This is a genomic window from Agriterribacter humi (assembly GCF_009192765.1).
Classification (GTDB): Bacteria; Bacteroidota; Bacteroidia; order Chitinophagales; family Chitinophagaceae; genus Agriterribacter; species Agriterribacter humi.
Window position 1 is genome coordinate 110,099 of the sequence record NZ_VOHQ01000008.1, and the last position, 14,760, is coordinate 124,858.

At 38.8% G+C, this 14,760-nt stretch carries 9 protein-coding genes; all 9 read left to right on the top strand.

What is annotated here, in order from left to right; genetic code table 11:
• Positions 1-253: 253 nt before the first annotated feature.
• The 9 genes from FRX45_RS14565 to FRX45_RS14605 all read left to right on the top strand — a co-directional run bounded on the left by FRX45_RS14565 (position 254) and on the right by FRX45_RS14605 (position 14,483).
• Positions 254-1,765: a hypothetical protein gene (locus FRX45_RS14565; RefSeq protein ID WP_152269176.1), complete on the top strand. Its 1,512-nt coding sequence runs from the start codon at positions 254-256 to the stop codon at positions 1,763-1,765.
• A 3-nt stretch (positions 1,766-1,768) separates the two neighbouring features.
• Complete coding sequence (locus FRX45_RS14570) at positions 1,769-2,668, top strand: hypothetical protein (protein ID WP_152269177.1); 900 nt, start codon at positions 1,769-1,771, stop codon at positions 2,666-2,668.
• Positions 2,669-2,724: 56 nt separating this feature from the next.
• Entirely contained in the window at positions 2,725-3,759 is a 1,035-nt protein-coding gene (locus FRX45_RS14575) for a S8/S53 family peptidase (protein ID WP_152269178.1), read from the top strand.
• Between the two features lie 20 nt (positions 3,760-3,779).
• Positions 3,780-5,714: a hypothetical protein gene (locus FRX45_RS14580; protein ID WP_152269179.1), complete on the top strand. Its 1,935-nt coding sequence runs from the start codon at positions 3,780-3,782 to the stop codon at positions 5,712-5,714.
• Positions 5,715-6,012: 298 nt separating this feature from the next.
• Entirely contained in the window at positions 6,013-7,758 is a 1,746-nt protein-coding gene (locus FRX45_RS14585) for a lipase family protein (RefSeq protein WP_152269180.1), read from the top strand.
• A gap of 488 nt (positions 7,759-8,246) precedes the next feature.
• Positions 8,247-9,119, top strand: coding sequence for a hypothetical protein (locus tag FRX45_RS14590; protein ID WP_152269181.1), 873 nt, complete (start codon positions 8,247-8,249; stop codon positions 9,117-9,119).
• A gap of 505 nt (positions 9,120-9,624) precedes the next feature.
• Positions 9,625-10,278, top strand: coding sequence for an ERCC4 domain-containing protein (locus tag FRX45_RS14595; RefSeq protein ID WP_152269182.1), 654 nt, complete (start codon positions 9,625-9,627; stop codon positions 10,276-10,278).
• A 326-nt stretch (positions 10,279-10,604) separates the two neighbouring features.
• Positions 10,605-12,914 carry a GH92 family glycosyl hydrolase gene (locus FRX45_RS14600; protein ID WP_152269183.1) on the top strand — a complete coding sequence of 770 codons (2,310 nt, stop codon included), beginning with the start codon at positions 10,605-10,607 and terminating at the stop codon, positions 12,912-12,914.
• A 123-nt stretch (positions 12,915-13,037) separates the two neighbouring features.
• The gene (locus FRX45_RS14605) at positions 13,038-14,483 is read left to right on the top strand and encodes a Gfo/Idh/MocA family protein (RefSeq protein ID WP_152269184.1); all 1,446 of its coding nucleotides are present in this window, start codon (positions 13,038-13,040) and stop codon (positions 14,481-14,483) included.
• The last annotated feature ends 277 nt before the right edge of the window (positions 14,484-14,760 follow it).

Genomic DNA, 14,760 nt, shown 5'->3' on the forward strand with positions numbered 1-14,760 from the left:
AGCAAAACGGGCAACCTGAAATTACAGGAACAGAGAAGCTGCCGTATAAGAATTTTCAGGTTAAGATAAATTTTGCGCTGTAGGGTATAGGTAAGTAAAAGTAAGGCACGTGTCTGACTATGCACAAACCAAACGCGGCCAAACCTGTGCCAGCGAGGGGTTCCTTGAAGCTCGAGAAAATTATTTTTGAATTAGTTGAAACGTCCTTATCCTTTCAATTGCCTCAGTTGTTGTAATCTCAAAACTTTCTACTATGTTCAACAATGTAGCTTTAGATGTTTTTATAGGATTGGTATTTGTGTTCCTGCTGTATAGCCTGATGGCTACAATCATACAAGAGATAATTGCTACACGATTTGCATTTCGAGCCAAAGTGTTGGAAAAGGCAATCCTTAGAATGCTGGAGGATGGGAAAACAGCGAAGGACATTCCTTATATGGACAGGATTGTCGGAATTCTGCATCTTTTTAATCTTAAAAGTATACTTAAAAACAAAAAAGTAGCTCCCTGGTTTTATGCCCATCCTTTGATCAAATACCTGGCAGAGGACAATTGGTACAGTAAGCCGGCTTACATTACCTCAGCTAATTTTGCCAAGGTAATGCTTGATCTGCTGAAAGGGTTTGACCAGCCGGCCTCGCAAAGCCTTCAGGCAATTCATGATTCTGTCATGGCGGGTGTGATACATAAATTACCTATCAGTTTGAGCGACATTGCTAACCCTGCCATAAAGAAAATCATAAATACCACTGCAGAAACAACTGGAGAAACCATAGAAATCAATCAAAGCACAGCGCTTTTTCTTAAATCGCTCTGGGAAGATTCCGGTGCAGACATAACTGTTTTCCAGGGAAAGCTGGAGCAATGGTTTAATGATATGATGGAGCGTGCCACCGGCTGGTTTAAAAAATATACCCGGATAGTACTTTTCGTCATTGGTTTTGCACTTGCCTATTTCTTTAATGTTGATTCATTAGCCATTCGCCGGATCCTTACCACCAACCGCACTGCGCGGGAACAGATGGTACAAATGGCTATTGCCAGCCAGGAGCATTTAAATCCGGATAAATTATTAACAGGAGATAGCAGCCGCCTGGATTCTACTTATAATCTGGTAGCTGCAGATGCAGCGAGGGCAAATGATGTGTTGGGCCTGGGAAGACCCTGGAAAGATACCATGAGTATGTGGAAAGACAGCCTGAAATGTGGTGATTTTAAAAACAGGTTAGCGGCTTTGGAACAGGTAATTGCTGTAACGCAGGATACCATTGATCAAATGAATAATAAACTGGATAATTCAAAACGGTTGGTAAAGGCTCTTTTATTAAAAAAAGATACCTTAAAAAATACGGCTGACAGTATTCGTATAGTTGACAGTATTGGTTTACTTCAACAGTCCATCCAAAGCGACAATGCAACGCTTACAAAGGTTTCAGCCCCACTGGTGGAATATAACCGGATGAAATTTTTTAAAGAGCGAAGTGAATATATCCAAAATACAATAGGCGATAAATGGAATTTTTACAGTCCCAACCAGGCGGGCGGCTGGGAAACCTTCTTCGGCTGGATCATCACAGCCCTGGCCATTATGCTTGGCGCACCCTTCTGGTTTGACCTGTTGAGTAAACTGATTAGTCTGAGAGGCACGGGTACTAAAATAGATTCTGAAAATAGTGGACAACCCAAACCCCTTATTGCAACCACACCTGCCAGTACAGCAAGCCCTTCTACTAACAATAATGCAGACCAGGAGGCTGTAGGATAAATTATGGCACAACTGAAAGTTATAGTAAATAAACTCAACAGAAGGAGAACGCCAATAGTTGATTTTGGTGAAAAAGCAAACATTAGTGGTACCGTATCCAAAGGTTATTTATTTGTGAGTGTACAGGAGATAACAAACGACCTGGGCAAATGGTATATGGATAGAGATGGCTATTATTATTGGGGCGGCGGCGTTACGATCATCAGCCTTAATGACCCTGTAGTTCCCCAGGATAATTCTGCAAACAGGGTAGCGGGGAAAGCAGTAATTCCTCTGCCTCATACTACCCCTCAGGAACTTCCTTTGAGTCGCAATAAATGTTTACTAACAGCCGAATGGCTGCAACAACATTATGGTGATAAATGCCAGGCCGTTACCGAGGAGACGCCATTTACCAAAGAACTTTTATACGCCATTGCCTGCCAGGAAACCGCCATTTATTTTTATGACTGGACCAAAGACCATACCCCTGACGAAGTGTTGGGTAGGTGCGTATTTGATGCATCAGGAGATGTCAATGGAACCCGGCGGGCTTTTCCTAAAAACACCCCGGAATTTATAGCACGCTATGGACAAGACACAGCCAACATGTTAATAGCAGAAGCCAATAAAACCCGTGCTATGCGGGGCTTTGGCCCCAAGCACTGGGTGTATGCCGGGTATGGTTTGTTTCAGTATGATTTGCAATATATCCAAACGGATGAAACTTTTTTTACGCAAAAGCAATGGTATCAAATGGATCATTGCCTCGAAAAAGTAATAAAGGAATTAAAAAGTAAATGGGCTGCCCATCCCAACGACCTTTTTCAAACGGTGAAGGCCTACAATGGAAGTGGCCCAAGGGCAGAAAATTATGCCAACAATGTGTTGCAATTCCTTGCATGGATTAGGCAGAGAACATAAGAGCAGATAAACTTTTTAATAACAAATTGTATGGATCATTTTACACAAACTGTACCATGGCAACATTAAAAGTCACTGTCAATAAACTGAACCTGCGCAGCAGCCCGGTTAAGGATTTTGCAAATAAGGAAAACGTGGTAGGCGTACTTCATAAGGATGCAGTATTTGAGAGTGTGGGGGTGATAGAGAATGAATTGGGCAAATGGCATGTGGGGAAGGATGGGCATTGTGTGTCGGACAAGTGGGTTGGGGCTGCTATTAGCCAATTAGGTCTTCCTGAAATAGATTTTAACCAATTTGTTGCCGCTTATAATTTCGATTGGTTTAAGACAAATGGAGCAGGCACAACAATTGGGCTTATTGATACGGGGATCACAGTTAGTACCTCATACTATAACAATCCTACTGAAGAAATTCTTTCTAATAGTAATAGAGATCTGCATCATGGTAATTTTATCGCAGGAATACTTTGTGGAAAAAAAATTGTTCAGGGTATAGCCAAGGATATTATTCTATATTCTATAAAATATAAGTCTGATAGTGAAGATATTTCTATTCAACTAACCAACTTTATTCAAGCTCTTACAAGGATGCTAAATGTTGATGGTCCTTTAATAGTAAACATCAGTCAAGGTTTTAATGCTCAAACTATCAGAGATAAATTTCAAAATCAGGGACAGCAGATAATTGATTTGATTAAACAAATTAGTGCACAAAAAAGAAAATTAATTATATGTGCTGCTGGTGATAATTCTGCGATTAATGACGTTTTATTTCCAGCTAACGAGAACGAATGCGTATCAGTTGGCTGTATTGATGAATTTTCCACTGATCTTTTAATAAAGGTCAAACTTGACATATTAACACCGATGGTTGTTTGTACCTCCTTTGATAATGCTTTTAATAAAGTGAAAGATTCAGGAAGTAGTTTTTCAACAGCAATGATTTCAGCTTTGGCTGCATGCTTTTTGGCCAAATACCGGTCTATTGCAAAGCAAAATTTTCTTGAGGAACTGAAAAGATTCTCAATACAAAAAAGTTCTTTTAACTATGGAGCAATTAAATTATTTCAGTATCAAATAATTCAATAATGCAATTAAAATTACCAGGTATGAAAAAAATATTATGTTTAAGCTTGCTTGTTTTTAGCTTAATGGTAAAAGATCAAGCAAATGCACAATCAGCATATTATGATGCTAAAGAGTTAAAAAGTTTGATTGATACGGCTGGAAAATGGAAGGAAACTGATAAGGGGAAAATAGCCGATATTTTATCACATTATTGCAAAAAATCTGATGTTACTTCTTTGTTTTTTAATAATAATCTATTTATAAAGGATTTCACGGAAAACTGGTCTGATAAAGCTGGATTAACCGGTCCATTTAACAATCCACTTTTGCCAAGTATAGGCAACCTCAATGTCACCTCCATCGCAGATGGCCTCGCCCGCTTTTTAATTAAAAGAGGAAAAGAAGAATTGAGCGTTGCTTTTTTCAACCAGTTTAAAGAGTTTCTAAACAAACATGAAGAATGCAAAATACTTTTTCCAAAAACAGTTGAACTTCTAAAAGGAATTGATTCTTATAAATATGCCACTTTTTTAGAAAATCTGAGGAATGATTTTCATACGGATTTAAGCAATCTAATCATTCATTTAAACCAGGTTATTGATTTGCCAAAATATGAAATGTTGATCGCTAACCATAGTGAAATAAAATTAGTAGTAGGCACTGCTAATATAGTCAGCGAATTATCCCAATCCGGAAATAGTATCATGCCGGATAGTGTCATAAAGCAGCTAGCTGTTTTGCCATGGGGGAAGGTTAGTAAGAACCTGGAGAATTCCTTTAAATTTCTAAATATAATATCTCAAAGCATCAGGGCAGATACTTCACAGCATCAAAGCTGGGTTCAATTAAGTGAACTGAATAAAAACCTTTTTACCGATAGCCTTACACTTCGGATCTATTTTGGACTGCTATACCAGCAAGCAAGCTCACAAAACATAACATTTTATGGGAAGAATAAGGATTCAATTAGAATAGATACACTCTTAGCCAGGCAAAAAGATCACATTTTCAGGCTTTCAGGTTTAATTGAAAACTTTTCATTATTAGCAGATGATGTTCAAAATACTATCGAAGATTTCAAAACAAAAAAAGAAGAAGGGGCATTGAGCAACGATGACTATTACACGTATATTAATAAGTCAATAAATATTATTGACTATGGTTTTAAACTGGTGAACACTTTCAAAATTCCTGAGGCTCTTAAAACTGATGTTATCCATGATAAATACATTGATGTAGCAAGAAATGCCAACTACCTGTATAAGAATATCTATACAAAAAATTATAATAGCGCAGTAATGAATATTTGCAACATTCTGGACTCATTGCTGCCAGGTGATTCTGCAAAAAAAATAATTCCACGTGTTTTGAAATATGGAAATTTTATGGCCTCAGTAGTTAAAGCTGAATCACCTGAAGATGTTCAATCAGCTATCGAAGCAGCTGCACTACCCACAGGAAGTTCATCGATTAAAAAGAATAGCGCATTCAACGTTTCCTTAAATGCATATATAGGTGGCTATTTTGGCAAACATGTAGGCGAATCCGACGAAACAGATGGCAATAATTCAAAGATAGGAGTAACGGCACCGATTGGAATAGCATTTAATCTCGGCCTAGGTCACTATAAAAATGGATCCCCCATCGGCGCCCTTAGTTTATTCGGCACCATAATAGACATAGGGGCCATTGCAGGTTACAGGTTGAATGATGACAGTACTGCGCTTGACCAAAAAGTTACATTGAATGACATCTTTACTCCCGGTGGTTATTTGGTATATGGCATTGGAGTACCTTTTAAAGGATTGTCTTATGTGCCATTGTCCATTGGTTATGGTTGGCAATATGGTTCCAAATTGTATAATAAGAAAGATGGCAAACTTGAAATTTCTGACAAATCAAGATGGAGGAGCAATTGGTTTATAACAATTGATATTCCATTGGCAAATTTCTGGACGAAAAATTATAAGAAGTAGAATTGGATCAGGGGCTTACTTCAGTGTTTATCACCGACCAACATAAAGAACATGATTTCTAAAAATAGAAGGTTTCAAAGAAATCTTAGCCATACAGAAAAGTGAATTAGCTTTTTTGTGCCTGCAGAGAGAAATGAACTATGATAATAAAAAAGGTAAAAAGAAAAAAAGAAAGGGAACAAAAAAATGAGTAGAAAAATGATTGAAAATATTTTGAACGTAATAAAGGGGAATAAAAGATGTTCCGTAATTATTTAAAGAACGCTGATTAAAATTGTAACATTCTAAAAATCGACTTGTGGAAAAACAAAAAGTTAGTCCTCCTATAGTCCTGATTATACATGGGTTTGCATCCCACAAGGAAAAGTATGCAGAATTAAAAGAGATAGTTGAAAAATCCTATCCCGGCTGCGATCCAATAATCCCATACTTTCCACTGCCACTATTTTCGACAATCCAACCAAATAAAATTGTTAATGATTTATTGCAGGTTCTTGACAAGGCATGGAAAGAATATTTATTAATCAGTTATCCTGAAGATCTACCACCTGAAATAATTATCGTAGGCCATAGTGCTGGATGCTTGTTGGCGAGAAAATTGTACATAGTCGCATGTGGAGAAACCGAAAACTGTCTCTTCGAGCATGATGTAAATAACAAGCAGCCGAAAGAATGGGCAAAGCATGTATCAAGAATAATTTTACTTGCAGGGGTTAATAATGGTTGGACAACGACCCATCATCTTAATAATAAGAAAGCCATTAGCATCGGAATAGGTATACTATTGGGTCATATAGTTGAATTCTTTTCCCCTAAAAAGCTTTTTGCATTTCAAATTCGTAAGGGAAGTCCATTTATTTCAAATCTTCGCTTGCAATGGATATGGATGAAGAAAGAATCCAAGGCTAGGAATATCCCGGAACCACTTACAATCCAACTTTTAGGGACGATTGATGACATAGTACCTCCTGATAACAATATTGATATTTACAGCGGATCAAACTTTATTTATCTTGAAGTACCCAATTCAGGTCATATCAATATTTTGGAGTTGAACGATTCCATCAAGGGTCTAAGTAATGATGAAATTGAAAAAAGAAATTTAAGAGCAGCAGTTGTGAAAAATGCGTTATTGAAAAATAGAAATGAATTATTGGAAGAGCAAAAAGTAACAGTCGGTGAAATCTCGGCTAAAGAACAGTCTGACATAACAGATGTAGTATTCGTAATTCATGGTATTAGAGATACTGCCTATTGGACTGAAAAAATGGCCAACAGGATAAAAGCTTATGGTTACACCCAAGGTCGAAAATTTGCAACAGAGACTTCTTCATACGGGTATTTTTCAATGCTTCAATTTCTTCTTTTAGGGAGACGCACAGCTAAAATGGAATGGCTGGTAGATCAATATATAGAAAACCTGGCACTTTATCCTAACGCTCAAGATAATTTTTCATTTTTTGGGCACAGCAACGGTACCTATCTTTTAGCAGCTGCGTTTAAGAAGTACCCCGCTATAAAATTTAAAAATGTAGTTCTTGCAGGAAGTGTTGTACAAAAAAGCTTTGCGTGGGATAATTTAAAAAACCAGAAAAGAATCACCAATTATTTTAATCTTACAGCAACTGACGACTGGGTAGTTGGGATTTTTCCCAAAGCATTTGAAAAGTTACCTTTTATAGATTTAGGCTCTGGCGGGTTCGATGGTTTTAGAAACATGCCTGCAAATAGTCAATTAAAATATTTAAAAGGTGGGCATGGCGAAGGAACTACAGAAAAATACTGGAATGAAATTGCTTACTTTATGGTACATGGGAATGTGACAAATAATGCTTCGGCATTTGTGCCTTTTAAAAGACCTCTTTTCTGGAAAATAATTGGTTTTTTAGCCCCTATACCATTTTTAGTGGGAATATCTATTCTTATCGTAATAGGTGTTTTTATATTTGAATGGTTACCTGATAGCAAATTCAACTTGGAGAATAAAATTCTAATAGAATTATTATACATCTATGTAATATGGAAATTAATTTCAAAATTTTGAGAAGTGTAATTTTGGGAATATTTAACCTGCGGTAACCCCACGCTGGCCTTGGCTTTTATCCTTGTTTTCTTGTGAGTTTAGTTACAAAACCCGCCATTGCAGGATTTAACTGATATACTCTCACATCTTATCAAACATTTCCTGATCTTTTATCTCTAATGGTTTTTTAAGGATCCAACACGCCATGGATTTTTACAAAAAAAATTATAGTGGTTTTCCATGAAGGAAATGAGGCTTTTCCTCTATTAAAGTGTGATTTGAAGGAGTAGCTTTGGATTGAATTGCTTTAAGAGAATTCATTAACAAGGGGAAGTATTCAAAGATGTAAATCAGATTGTATAAACAACAATTAAAATGCATATCGCGGTTATGTTGATTGTCAAGGAAGATATTTTTGAGGAAACACTTCTTATAACATCAACGCTAAGTGTGTCATGCGCCATTTTGAAGTCTTCAATCATGAAAATATAATTATAGAAATTTAGAAAATGAAAAAGGTAGCCTTTGTTCTTCTAATTTTATTGATTGTAATTACATCAATTTTCTTTTATAAAGACGCTTATAATATTAATTCAATCGTTTACAATTATCCTTCTGACAGACAGGACACTTCCGCTTTATTTTTTTATCCTCAATCAGAATATTTGATTGAAATTAACGACCTTAAACAGCGACAGTTCCAATGCAATATATGGTTAAAAGACTTTAACTTTTTCTATCTTAATAGAGAAAAATCATTTTTTGACAGTACAAAATTCGGGAACCTATTGCTTAGGTCATATATTTTTGATAGTACACTTAAATACCCAAACAAAATAGATTGGATTGTAACTTTTCTAGAAAATAAGGAAGGCAGTTATTGTTATGAGATACCTTCTTTTATTGAAACACTACCTTCTAAAAGTGTATCTTGGACACCTAATATAGAAACATCTATTTTCTATCCTTTTGACTATTACAAATTCCATCTGGATTTTGAAGAACAAGCATCTTACATTGGAATGGTTACTAATATATCGCCAGAAAAAATTACAGTTAATTGTAAAGCACCAAATTTCATAATCACAAAAAATGGTCTTGGTGATTTTGAACTTAGCAGGTCATGGACATTTAAAACTATTGCTATCGTTTTTTTAGTATTAATTAGTTTTTATACAATTTATCTTTGGAGTAATAAATCAAAAACTGATGTTTTAGCACAATCAATTGGGTTGTTTACTGGGGTTTGGTCAATAAGAACAATTATAAGCACAAATGCTCCAGTCTTTCCAACAATTATTGACTATTTCACCTTACTTATTTTTATAGCTTTAGGGACTTTGCTAATCTTTAAAACCGTAGACAAGAAAAGCGACACATAATAAAAGGATTGCTGCAAGTGGGGCTGTACGTTGAAACATCGGGCTGCAAATCACTATCAGCAATAGTTCCAGCCGACGAACAAAGCCAAGCAAAAATTCTTATCCTTAATCTTTTAAAACAATACTGAGCTATGGGCCTACGACTCTGCAAAAATGCCAGTTTTGAACGAAAACTTTTGTGATAATGGTTGTGAGCCTGTTGCATAAAAAGAATGCTGCGAACAATATGCAGACATTATTATCACCAATAACCCCTTTTAATTTTAAAAAAAATAAGACTCATGTCCTCACCCCAAACCCCAATCCCACTTTTCATATCGGCCCCACGCTGTACGATGTCTCCTTCGTACTCCATATGTTCTTCCGGGACTTTGTCCCGCAAAATGATAATTTCTGTAAAGGCAGATAGCGCCTATTATCTGGGGTTTCGCTTTCGGCTGGCTTTTATCTCACAAAACTTTTGCTTAAGTTTAATGCACATTGGATTCATTACAACTGCTTTCCTATGCTTATTTCCATACAGGCAGACTATAGAGAAAACCCTTCCGGTATCCCGAAGCTTCTTACCGAAAATGCAGGGGTATCACTGCTTGTTTCTTCCTTACCTGCGGGTGATTATATTATTAATGAAACCATTGGGATAGAACGTAAATCAGCGGAAGATTTTGTGCAGAGTATTATAGCCAATCGCCTGTTTGATCAGATAGCCAGGCTGAAACGGTCGGTGCCACGCTTGTTGCTGATTGTGGAAGGCAATCCTTACATGACTGATCATAAAATTCAGGACTGTGCTATTCGTGGTGCGGTGTTGTCTGTTTTAGTCTCCTGGCAGGTGCCTGTAATATTTTCAAAAAGCAGGGAAAATACTGTTGCGTTACTGTTAATGGCAGCCAGACAAGATACTACCGCAATATCACAACTTGCAGCTACTAAAAACTATCGCCCTAAAAAACTCAGAAACCGGCAATTGTTTTTTCTACAGGGAATACCCGATGTTGGTCCGGTATTAGCTACCCGCCTGTTAAAAAAAATCGGCAGTTTGAAAGCGGTTATCAATGCCACAGAGGAGGAGTTAAAACAAGTGGAAGGCATAGGCGGAAATAACGCGAAGAAGATTTCTGAATTTGTGAGTGCGCAATTCCCGGGTAACACCGGGTGATGTATCGTTTATAAAAATGTTGCCATCCTCTCTATTACAATATCCTGGAGAAAACACCCCGGGAAGATGGCGAAGATATGGGGCGGGTTTAAAGAAGTTTTTTAACTATTAAGTAAGGTAAATAATGAAAAATTTTGAAGGAAGATTTCCAACTTCGTACCCCATATGTTCTTCCGGAACTCTGTCCCGCAAAATGATAACCTTTTTAAATAATTTTAAACGATAAGCTCATTCCAGCGGCGTAAGCCATATCCCCATTCTTCTGCTTTATACAGTTTTTATTTTCCACTTCCGGTATATTCGCAGAACAAATACATAACACAGTTATGAAAAAAGTTATATTATTTGTTTTGTTCGGCTGTATTACATCTGTTTCCATGGCCCAAATGGTAACAAAAGTAACCGATCCTGTAGACTGGGTAAATCCTTTAATGGGTACAGACTCCAAACACAGCCTGTCTAACGGCAATACCTACCCTTCCATCGCTTTGCCCTGGGGTATGAATGTGTGGACGCCGCAAACCGGCAAAATGGGCGATGGCTGGCAATACCAGTACAGCGCCGATAAAATAAGAGGGTTTAAGCAAACACACCAGCCCTCGCCCTGGATGAACGATTACGGGCAGTTCAGCATCATGCCGGTAACCGGTTCATTGCGGTTTAAAGAAGATGACCGCGCCAGTTGGTTTAGCCATAAGTCGGAAACGGTAATGCCTTACTATTACAGCGTATATCTTGCCGATTATGATGTTACCACCGAAATAACACCAACAGAAAGAGCCGCCCGGTTCCGGTTTACGTTTCCCAAAACCGACAGTGCATTTGTAGTGGTGGATGCTTTTGATAAAGGCTCCTATGTAAAGATCATCCCGGCTCAGCATAAGATCATTGGTTATTCCACCCGGAACAGCGGGGGAGTGCCTGATAATTTAAAAAACTATTTCGTTATTGAGTTCGATCATCCTTTCAGTAATGTAGCCACTTTTAACGGGGATAACCTGGATCTTACCCGCATGGAAGTGGAAGACAATCATGCCGGCGCGGTAGTGTCGTTCAAAATTTTTAACAAAGGAGAACGTGTTAACGCAAAAGTAGCTTCCTCATTTATCAGCTATGAACAGGCAGAGCTCAATTTACAGGAGATTGGCAATAATCCTTTTGAAACGGTTAAACAAAATGGACGCGACACCTGGAACAATACGCTCAGCCGTATTCTGGTGGAAGGCGGAACCGTAGACCAGATGCGTACTTTTTACTCTACCTTATACCGTATGGTTTTTTTTCCCAACAAGCTGTATGAAAAAGATGTGAATGGTAATATTGTTCATTACAGTCCGTATAATGGAAAAGTATTACCGGGCTATATGTTTGGCGGCACGGGCTTTTGGGATACTTTCAGGGCCTTATATCCTTTTCTCAACCTTATGTTTCCTTCCATTAATAAAGAAATGCAGGAAGGTCTTATCAACGATTATAAAGAAAGTGGCTTTTTACCGGAGTGGTCGAGTCCTGGTTTGAGAAATGTAATGGTGGGCAATAATTCGGCTTCCGTGGTATCGGACGCTTATATAAAAGGCTTGCGCAATTACGATATCAACACCTTATATGAAGCTTTGCTGCATGGCGCTAATAACGAAGGTCCACTGACCGCTGTGGGAAGAAAAGGAGTTGAATATTATAACAGTCTCGGCTACGTGCCCTACGATGTAAAGATCAATGAAAATGCAGCCCGTACGCTGGAATATGCCTACGACGACTTTACCATATATCAACTGGCAAAAGCGCTTAACCGTCCCTTGGAAGAACAGAAATTGTATGCCCGGCGGAGCCAGAATTACCGTCACCTGTTTGATCCTGAAACCAAACTCATGCGGGGAAAGAATAAGGATGGCAGTTTTCAAAAACCATTTAACCCTTTAAAGTGGGGAGATGCTTTTACGGAAGGCAATAGCTGGCATTATTCATGGAGCGTATTTCATGATGTTAAAGGACTGTCGGACCTGATGGGCGGCAGAGCGAATTTTGTAAAGATGCTTGACTCGGTATTTATAATGCCACCGTTATTTGATGACAGTTATTATGGTGGCGTTATTCACGAGATACGTGAAATGCAGATTGCCAATATGGGTCAGTACGCACATGGCAACCAGCCCATACAGCATATGACTTACCTGTACAACTATGCAGGTGAGCCCTGGAAAACCCAATACTGGGTCAGGGAAGTCATGAACAGGATGTATAAGCCAACACCGGATGGCTATTGCGGTGATGAAGATAACGGGCAAACATCTGCATGGTATGTTTTTTCTGCGCTGGGGTTTTATCCCGTTTGTCCGGCTACGGATCAATATGTGCTGGGTGCGCCTTTATTTAAAAAAGCCACTTTGCAGTTAGAGAATGGTAAACAGTTTGTTATCAACGCCCCCGGCAACAGCGAACTGGCCAAATATGTTCAGTCAGTGCAGCTCAATAGAAAAAAGTATGAAAACAACTGGATCGGCCATTCTGATATAGAGAAAGGCGGCAGTTTCAATGTTACGATGGGTGCCGCTCCCAATAAAGAGCGTGGCGTCAAACAAAGCAGTTATCCCTATTCTTTTTCTTCCAGTGCTGATGCGGATATATTAAAGGAGTAAGCGGTAGCGGGTATCCGAAACGGATCAATAAAATCTCAAACCGGCCTGCCGGCAGGCAGATTTGAAATTTCAAATCCCAAATCTCACCAGATGTTCTTACCTTAATGCAAAATTTCATAAACGATGAGCCAAAAATTAAAATCAAAGTCCAAAGGTTCCCGCAGAAAATTTCTGCGCAATGCATCCCTTGCCGCAGCAGGTTATTTTATTGTACCCCGCCATGTACTGGGCAAAGGATTTGTAGCCCCCAGCGATAAATTAAATATTGCAGGTATTGGTGCAGGTGGAAAAGGAGAAAGCGATCTTCACGAATTCTCTAAAAGCCCTAATGTTAATATTGTTGCATTGGTTGACGTAGATGATCGCCAGGCTGTAAAATCAAGGCAAAGGTTCCCTAAAGCAAAATATTATAAAGATTTCAGGGAAATGCTGGCAAAAGAAAAGAACAATATTGATGCCTGTTCTGTTTCCACACCCGATCACACCCATGCGGTTGCTACAATGGCGGCAATGCAACTGGGCAAACATGTGTACACGCAAAAGCCTTTAACACATGATATTTATGAGGCCAGGATGATTACAGAGGCGGCAAAAAAATATAAGGTTGTAACTCAAATGGGCAACCAGGGAGGTTCCGGCGATGGCGTTAGAAGGATGAAAGAACTATATGATGCGGGTTTAATTGGTGAAGTGCATAGTGTAGACTCCTGGACCAATCGTCCTGTATGGCCGCAGGGTATTGCTTCACCAACAGGCAAGTTTGATATACCAAAGGAATTAGACTGGAATTTATGGCTGGGAACTGCCCCTATGATGGATTATAACCCCGGCTACCTGCCATTTAACTGGCGCGGATGGTGGCGTTTTGGCACAGGTGCTTTGGGCGATATGGCTTGTCATATCATGGATCCTATCTATAGAATTCTTCCTATTGATTATCCTACTTCCGTTGAATGTAGTGTAGCCAATAGCTGGAGTGGATTTTTCCAGGAAACCGACAATCCGGAAAGCGCTCCCGCAGCATCGGCTATCCATTTAAGTTATCCGCGTACAGACGGTAAGGGAACCATTAAAGTAAGCTGGTATGATGGCGGTATAATGCCTGAAAGGCCGGATGAACTGGAACCGGGTGAACCATTTGGTAACTGGGACGGCGGTGTACTGTTCATAGGAACAAAGGGTAAATTATTAGCCGATTGTTATGGCGCCAATCCAAGATTGTTACCGCTTTCTAAAAATGAAAGTGCCAAAGCCGTAAAAGAAACCATCAAACGCGTACCCGAAGGGCATTATCTGCAATGGGTGAACGCATGTATAGCCGGTTATGGCAAAGCAGAAACCAGTTCCAATTTTGCTTATGCGGGTCCTTTCGTTGAAAGTATTCTTATAAGTAACCTGGCGTTGCGTAGCTACAGTTTAAAGAATCCTTCCGGTAAAGGTTGGGATGATAAGTATCTTGGCAGAAAGAAACTGTTGTGGGATGCCAAAAATATGAAGATCACTAATTTTGATGAGGCCAACCAGTTCGTTAAGCGTGAATACCGCGATGGATGGAGCCTGAATGTGTAAGAAGCGGTCTGAAATTAATTTTAATGACGCGCTTAGTTCTTTTGCCGCAGATTCGCAGATAAAATCTGCGAATCTGCGGCATTTTTTATTGCGGTCTTTTAATGTATTACACGGTGAAGTATCATGTGAGGTGAAACAAAAAGCCCGGATAATGTACCCGGACTTTTTACCCTAAACCCTGGAGAACCGGATACCAATATAATACATTATTTTGATAAAAAAAGCCCAAAGAAGATGACTCCTCCGGGCTTACATCAATCCTTTTATCATTACAATC

Bases quoted from the DNA above. Each gene is read 5' to 3' on its own strand.
- FRX45_RS14590 (WP_152269181.1), top strand. From the start codon at position 8,247: ATGAAAAAGGTAGCCTTTGTTCTTCTAATTTTATTGATTGTAATTACA.
- FRX45_RS14595 (WP_152269182.1), top strand. From the start codon at position 9,625: ATGCTTATTTCCATACAGGCAGACTATAGAGAAAACCCTTCCGGTATC.
- FRX45_RS14565 (WP_152269176.1), top strand. From the start codon at position 254: ATGTTCAACAATGTAGCTTTAGATGTTTTTATAGGATTGGTATTTGTG.
- FRX45_RS14580 (WP_152269179.1), top strand. From the start codon at position 3,780: ATGAAAAAAATATTATGTTTAAGCTTGCTTGTTTTTAGCTTAATGGTA.
- FRX45_RS14600 (WP_152269183.1), top strand. From the start codon at position 10,605: ATGAAAAAAGTTATATTATTTGTTTTGTTCGGCTGTATTACATCTGTT.
- FRX45_RS14570 (WP_152269177.1), top strand. From the start codon at position 1,769: ATGGCACAACTGAAAGTTATAGTAAATAAACTCAACAGAAGGAGAACG.
- FRX45_RS14605 (WP_152269184.1), top strand. From the start codon at position 13,038: ATGAGCCAAAAATTAAAATCAAAGTCCAAAGGTTCCCGCAGAAAATTT.
- FRX45_RS14575 (WP_152269178.1), top strand. From the start codon at position 2,725: ATGGCAACATTAAAAGTCACTGTCAATAAACTGAACCTGCGCAGCAGC.